General features: G+C 25.5%; 5 protein-coding genes. 2 read left to right on the forward strand and 3 right to left on the reverse strand.

All coding sequences use genetic code 11. The features are described from left to right. A partial coding sequence (locus ABJG40_RS09795) for a hypothetical protein (protein WP_348024394.1) occupies positions 1 to 1,250 on the forward strand: 1,250 nt, incomplete at its 5' end. Here the strand turns inward: ABJG40_RS09795 and ABJG40_RS09800 are convergent. The 3 genes from ABJG40_RS09800 to recG all read right to left on the reverse strand — a co-directional run bounded on the left by ABJG40_RS09800 (position 1,242) and on the right by recG (position 5,675). Beyond that, a complete protein-coding gene (locus tag ABJG40_RS09800) occupies positions 1,242 to 2,213 on the reverse strand; it encodes a cellulase family glycosylhydrolase (RefSeq protein ID WP_348024395.1) in 972 nt (323 codons plus the stop codon). The two genes, ABJG40_RS09795 and ABJG40_RS09800, sit on opposite strands and share 9 nt — an antisense overlap. A gap of 100 nt (positions 2,214 to 2,313) precedes the next feature. After that, the gene (locus ABJG40_RS09805; RefSeq protein WP_348024396.1) at positions 2,314 to 3,507 is read right to left on the reverse strand and encodes a serine hydrolase domain-containing protein; all 1,194 of its coding nucleotides are present in this window, start codon (positions 3,505 to 3,507) and stop codon (positions 2,314 to 2,316) included. Between the two features lie 71 nt (positions 3,508 to 3,578). Further along, a complete protein-coding gene (gene recG, locus ABJG40_RS09810; protein WP_348024397.1) occupies positions 3,579 to 5,675 on the reverse strand; it encodes an ATP-dependent DNA helicase RecG in 2,097 nt (698 codons plus the stop codon). Positions 5,676 to 5,902: 227 nt separating this feature from the next. On the opposite strand from recG, the gene ABJG40_RS09815 reads away from it, so the two are divergent. Beyond that, on the forward strand, positions 5,903 to 6,882 hold a 980-nt coding region (locus ABJG40_RS09815; RefSeq protein ID WP_348024398.1), incomplete at its 3' end, for a hypothetical protein.

A 6,882-nucleotide genomic window follows, 5' to 3' on the forward strand; every position in this document is an offset into this window, starting at 1 on the left:
TTATTAAAAGTTTATTATTTACATATTTTTTATTTAGCCCAATTACAATATATTCTGCATGTTCTGGTACTTCTTTATATGCATTTTATATATTATATTTTTTCATCTTTTACTATCTTTTTCATTACATAAAAAAATTTACTACTTACCATATTGCCATACTTAGTATTATATTAAGTTTATCTATTTTCTTAGACCATAGAATTCTATGGATATTTTTAATACTTTTCTTTTATATTTTTGTTTTTTCTGTTTATGGCATCAAAGGTTTAGGAACTTCTAATTTTATAATTAAATATATTAAAATTACGCAACATAACTCTTTAAGAAGAAAATTTAGAGGCCATCTTTTTTCTATGATTTTTATTATTGGTTTTTTTCCAATATCTGGTTTTATACTATATCTAACAATTAACTATTTAATTGGCGATAATTTTTTTTACTTTTATGAAAACTTAGAATCTAAATGGAACGCAAATACTTTTTTAAGTATAGTAGAGACTGATACTATTACAAACTTAAAAAATAGAGCTGTAAATCATTATTCTTTTGCACAAATAATTATTTTTATTACCCCAATTTATTTATTTGAAATCATCTCTCATTACAAAGAAGGGTTAAAAGTATTTGTATTATTATTGGTACCTATTTTTATATTTGTGCTTATTAAAGATCGTAGTTTAAACTACATGAGTTTATCTTATTATGTAGTCTTTATAGCATCTGGTATTGCTTCAATTACAGTTACTCAAAATAAATTGTTTAAATTAAAAATAGTAAATTATTTAAGTTTTACATTTTTATTTCTAATAAGTATTTTTGGCGAATATTATTATTTAGAAAAATCTAACTTTACTTCAGAACAAATTTTTTATCAAAGCATTATAAATAATACTCATAACAAAACATTGCAAGATTATAAGAATGGTGGTAGGTTTTTAGCAATAAACACAACTTTAAATTCTATTGTTTTATGCGATAAATCTATAATGTATCCAATTATTGCATACAACAAAAAAAATAATTTTTTTATTCCAAATTCATCACCTCTATACAAAAAAGCAATAATTAACCCACAATCTACTTGCGACTACATTATTGTTTCTAACAAAACCTCTCCTTATTATAAATATGATAAAACAGAAACTTCATTAAAGGAACAATTACAGAAAAAAAATGGAGATAAAAATTATTTAACTGAAACTGTATATTATTGTAATACATTTAAAATAATTAAAGTTTTAAAATAAATTAATACAATTTAAAACTTCTTTATTTTCTTTAAAACCAAAATTTCCAGAATATTCCCAAACGTAACTTTTAATATTATTTGTTTGTAATACATCTGTTAAATCTTTAAAATATTGACATCTATATTTTAAAGGTATAGATTTAATCACACCAAATTCTGTACACCATAACCTTACATTATTTTTCTTAGACCAATTTTTTATTAATTCTATTTTATGACTTAAAGAAGTTTTATTTGCCATAATCTTATAGTCTTTATAATTAATTTCACCAGAAGTACCTTTAACTATTTCATTCATTTCTGGCATCTCATAAGAATTATAAGGATAAGGTAAATTTATAGTTTTATTTTGATTACCTACCCAACTTGCTCCTTGATGTGTAAAAATAAATGGTTCATAAAAATGAAAAGTATAAATAATATTTTTAAAAGAAAATATTTTTTTCCTAGACAATTCATAAATACTATTAAAATTGGTAGCCCCAATAAGTATTTTTGTTTTTTTATCTTTTTTTCTAATTTGTAAAACAAGTTCATTAACCATTTCATCCCATTCCTTTGGGTATAAATTAGGTTCATTTAAAATTTCATAGGAAACTACTTTTGAATATTTTTTTAATTTTTTACTTATAAATTTCCAATTATTTTTAATCGTATTTAAGTTTGTATAATTTGTTTCTTTTTTAAGAGTATCATCAAAATAACAAATTATTATTGTCATTTTTTTCTTTTTAATATGTTTTATAATTTTTGTTAAATGTCTTAAAAACTTATTCTTAGAACTATTTTTAAAGTGGTAAGCAAAAGAAACAGGCAATCTAATATCTCTAAACCCTAAATTATACAATTCATCAATTTTAACAAGAACATCTTTGTAGTTAAATATACTCTCTTTTAACCAATACCTTTCTAAACCTGTTAAATTAACACCTACATTAGGTAAGTTATTTTGAGATTTCATCTTTGTTGAAAATAAAAATAAAAATAAAATAAAAAAAGTTTTAGATATACTCATAAAAATTAAACTGTAATCCAATAAATTTTAAATAGCCTATAATATTTCAAACCCCTAAGTTTTGCGATACAATATTTTTTATTTTTCGATTTAAAGATTTTATAGCATTATAACTTGTGTGTTCTAAAACTATTACAACTAAATCATCATCTAAGTAATTATTTAACCCTGTACTAAAACCATTCCATTTTCCATAATGATAAATATTATTCTGATTATTTCTATCTATTCTAAACCCTAAACCATAAGGTATTTTTCTACCATAAATAGTTTCTCCGTAAGAATACATTAAATCTAAAGATTCTTTAGAAAGTAATTGCCCCGAATTTAAGCCATAAGTCCATTTAAAAAGATCATCTGTTGTAGAGTATACATTTTTATCTCCTACAACAGCATCATTTACAGTATTACCAATTTTTATATGCTTCCATCCTCTGTACAAACGATATCCTTTTAATTGATTTTTGTGAACATTATCATTATAAAAACTATACACATAAGAATTACTCATACCTAAAGGATCAAAAATATTCTTTTTTAAAAAATTACTAAAAGATGTTTTTGATACTTTTTCTACAATAGATGCTAGCACAAAATAAGCTGTATTAGAATAATCAAAATTACGACCTGGTTTAAAAAAACGGTTTACTTTAGAAATAGATAATAACTCCATCATATCACTATTATTAGGTGGTGTTTTTTCTTTCCAGACATGTTCTGCTACCCAAAAATATTTAGGTAAACCTGCAGTATGATTTAATAAGTTTTTAATAGTAATATTCTGATAGGGAAAATTAGGAAAATAAGTATTTACAGTATCTGTAATTTTAATTTTACTTCTTTCTATCAAAAGCATAATTGCTGCTGCTGTAAATTGTTTACTTACAGATGCTAATTGAAAAGTAGATTCATTTTTTAAGGGTATTTTCTTTCTAAAATCTGCATATCCAATCTGGTTTTTGTAAACTATTTTTTTATTTTTAGCCACTAAAACAGCTCCGTGAAAATCGTGTCTTTTGTTGATTCTTTTTAATAAAGAATCTAATTTTTGATTTACTTTTTTTGTTTGTTTTTTGGGATAATATTCTAAAGAAATAACCGGTTTTTTAATTTCAGCTTCTTTAAAAGTAATTTTAGATTTTTTTAATTTATTCTTGGTTTCTTGAGTATTACAACTAAGAATAAGAAAACTAAAAAGTACTATTACAATTTGAGGGATTACAGTAATATATTTTTTCAAAAACAAAGTATTAGTCTTGTAAAAATAAACATCAATATTTAAAAATCAAAATTTATTTTTTGCGTTAAAAATTAACTAATATTAGACCAAATTTTTGAGTTTTTAGACAATTCTAAATACGTTTTTTTAATTACCGCATTTTCTGGTTTAGATAAGCTAGAATCTTCTTGTAATACTTCTATAGCCTTGTTTCTAGCAGCAACTAAAATTTGAGTATCCTTAACAACATCAGCAATTTTAAGGTTTAAAACACCACTTTGTTGCGTTCCCATTAAGTTTCCTGGTCCACGTAATTTTAAATCTACTTCTGCAATTTTAAATCCATCAGTAGTATCAACCATTGTTTTTAAACGCGTTTTTCCTTCTTCAGATAGTTTGTAACTAGATAATAAAATACAATAACTTTGATCTGCACCTCTACCTACTCTTCCTCTTAATTGATGTAATTGAGATAAACCAAAACGCTCAGAACTTTCTATAATCATTACACTTGCATTGGGTACATTTACACCTACTTCAATAACTGTTGTAGCTACCATAATCTGAGTTTCTCCTTTCACAAAACGTTGCATTTCATATTCTTTATCTGCAGGTTTCATTTGTCCGTGAACAATACTAATTTGGTATTTTGGAGAAGGAAATTCTCTAGAAACACTTTCATAACCATCCATTAAATCTTTGTAATCCATGGCTTCAGATTCTTGAATTAAAGGATATACAATATATACTTGTCTTCCTTTTGCAATTTCATCTTTCATGAATTTAAATACAGACAATCTATTACTATCAAAACGATGAACAGTTTTTACTTCTTTTCTTCCTGGAGGTAATTCATCAATAACAGAAATATCTAAATCACCATAAACAGACATTGCCAAGGTTCTTGGAATTGGAGTTGCAGTCATCACCAAAATGTGTGGTGGAAGAGAATTTTTAGACCATAATTTTGCTCTTTGCGCAACACCAAATCTGTGTTGTTCATCAATAATTGCAATACCAAGGTTTTTAAATTGTACTTTATCTTCTAGTAATGCATGTGTACCAACTAAAATATGCAAAGATCCATCTTCTAAATTTTGATGAATTTCTTTACGTTTTTTTGTTTTTACAGATCCTGTTAAAATATCAACATTGATATCCATACCTTCTAAAAGTTCTGTAATGGCAATATAATGTTGATTTGCTAAAATTTCTGTAGGCGCCATTATAGTTGCCTGAAAACCATTATCAATTGCTAAAAGCATTGTTAACAAGGCAACAATTGTTTTTCCAGAACCAACATCACCTTGTAATAAACGATTCATATGTGCACCAGAAGCAACATCTTTTCTTATTTCTTTTAAAACTCTTTTTTGAGCATTTGTTAGATCGAAAGGTAGTTTCTCTCTATAAAACTCATTAAAAACTGCCCCAACATTTTCAAAAACAAATCCTTTTATTTTAGTTTTATTGATGAGTTTCTTCCTCAATAATTGCAATTGAATAAAAAATAATTCTTCAAATTTTAATCGATTCTGAGCTTGCGCTAAATTTTCTTGACTTTTAGGAAAATGAGCATTTAACAATGCATCTCTTTTAGACATTAGCTTAAAATCAGATATAATTTCTTTTGATAAACTTTCTTCAATTACTTCAAAAAATTGTTGTAATAAATTCTGAACATACGTTCTCATCAGTTTATTGGTAACACCAGAATTTGTTAACTTCTCTGTTGAAGGGTAAACAGGCTGCATTTTAGTTTGCAACTTTTTTTTATACTCTGTTACCAATTCCATTTCTGGATGTGGAATACTAAAATTTCCGTTATAATGATTTAATTTACCGTAAACAACATAGGGTTCATTAATTTTTAGAGCATTTTTTATCCATTTTTGTCCCTTAAACCAAACCAGTTCCATTGAACCTGATGCATCTTTAAAAGTTGCCACTAACCTACTTCCTCTTTTTTGAGCAACAGATTTAACACGTGTTACCTTACCTACAATTTGTACTTCAGAAGAATTAGGTTGTAAGTCTTTTATTGCATAAAAAGCAGTTTTATCAATATATCTAAAAGGAAAGAAATTTAATAAATCATTACAGGTTTTTATACCCAATTCTGTATACAAAAGAGTTGCTCTCTGTACACTAATACCATTGATATATGTTATTGGGTAATTTAAATTCATTTTTTAAAAAATAATACTTTAACAAAAGTATATAAAAGCAATAATTATTTTAATAAATTCATAATTATTTCCATTAAAAAAAAATTAATTATCAAATTAATTTTACAATAAAAAAAAAATTAAAAAAACTGTGACTTTACATTAAATGCTGTGTCTTAAAGTTAATGAGTTAGATCAACTATTTCATAAAAAAAGCAATAAATTTGCACCTTTAAAATAACTTATAAATGATTAATCAATTTAAGAAAATGAAAATCTTTGGGGGAGGATTTCATTTAACTCTTAAATCCTCAAATGCTTATTTAAAAAATAAGCTAAGAAATTTTATTTTTATTGAATCTTTTTTTTCGAAAAAAAATTTAATTTTAGCATTATTTTTTTTAGCTCCTTTTCTAAACATTAATGCACAGTGTGACACCTATAATTACACTTTAAGCTCAAACAAAACAAATGGTTACGTTTTTCAGAGTGGCGTTACACGTGTTACAGAAAACGTTAGTATTTCTAATGGAAGTGGTGCAACTTTTAATGATGGGGCTATATTATGTATATCTTCTGGTAAAAAATTAACGATTTCAGGAATAACTTCAAATAGTGGTTCTATAGAAATCTATATAGAAAATGGAGAATTGTATCTTCAACAGAATCCATCTTTTAATGCCAATATAAATATTAAAATAGGAGCCCAAGGTAAGCTTACTGCACAAAACTCTATAAGTTTTAATGGGTCTAATACTACATTTTATAATGAAGGTATAGTAAGCACAGGAAGTTCAATAAACTTTGCTTCTCAATCTATTAATGAATTTGACAACCTTGGTACAATGAATATTGGTGGAGAAATCAATGGATCATCTTCAGGTACTAGTAGTACAACTAGTAAGTTTAGAAACCAAGGTATTATGAATATTACAAACAATTTCCAAATAAGTGTAAATTCTACACTAACAAATTGTGGTACAATAAACTCCGGAAATTCTTTTAATCATAATGGAGGAAAAGTAACAAATACTGGTGTATTTAATATTCCAAATGGTGCTTTAGCAATGGGAGCTAACACTGCTAAGTTTTATAACTACGGAACATTTACATCTTCTGGTGACGTAAACTTAAATGGAGAATTTTATACAGAAGGTTTTTCTGATGTTGGTGGAAAAATTCAAGGAAATGGTAATGTTACTGGTCCTCCTACAGAAAATAATGAAAC

The sequence above is a fragment of the Polaribacter sp. genome (assembly GCF_039939415.1).
Classification (GTDB): domain Bacteria; phylum Bacteroidota; class Bacteroidia; order Flavobacteriales; family Flavobacteriaceae; genus Polaribacter.

Excerpts from the sequence above, each read along its gene's own strand:
- ABJG40_RS09800 (WP_348024395.1), bottom strand. The coding sequence starts at position 2,213 with ATGAAATCTCAAAATAACTTACCTAATGTAGGTGTTAATTTAACAGGT.
- recG (WP_348024397.1), bottom strand. The coding sequence starts at position 5,675 with ATGAATTTAAATTACCCAATAACATATATCAATGGTATTAGTGTACAG.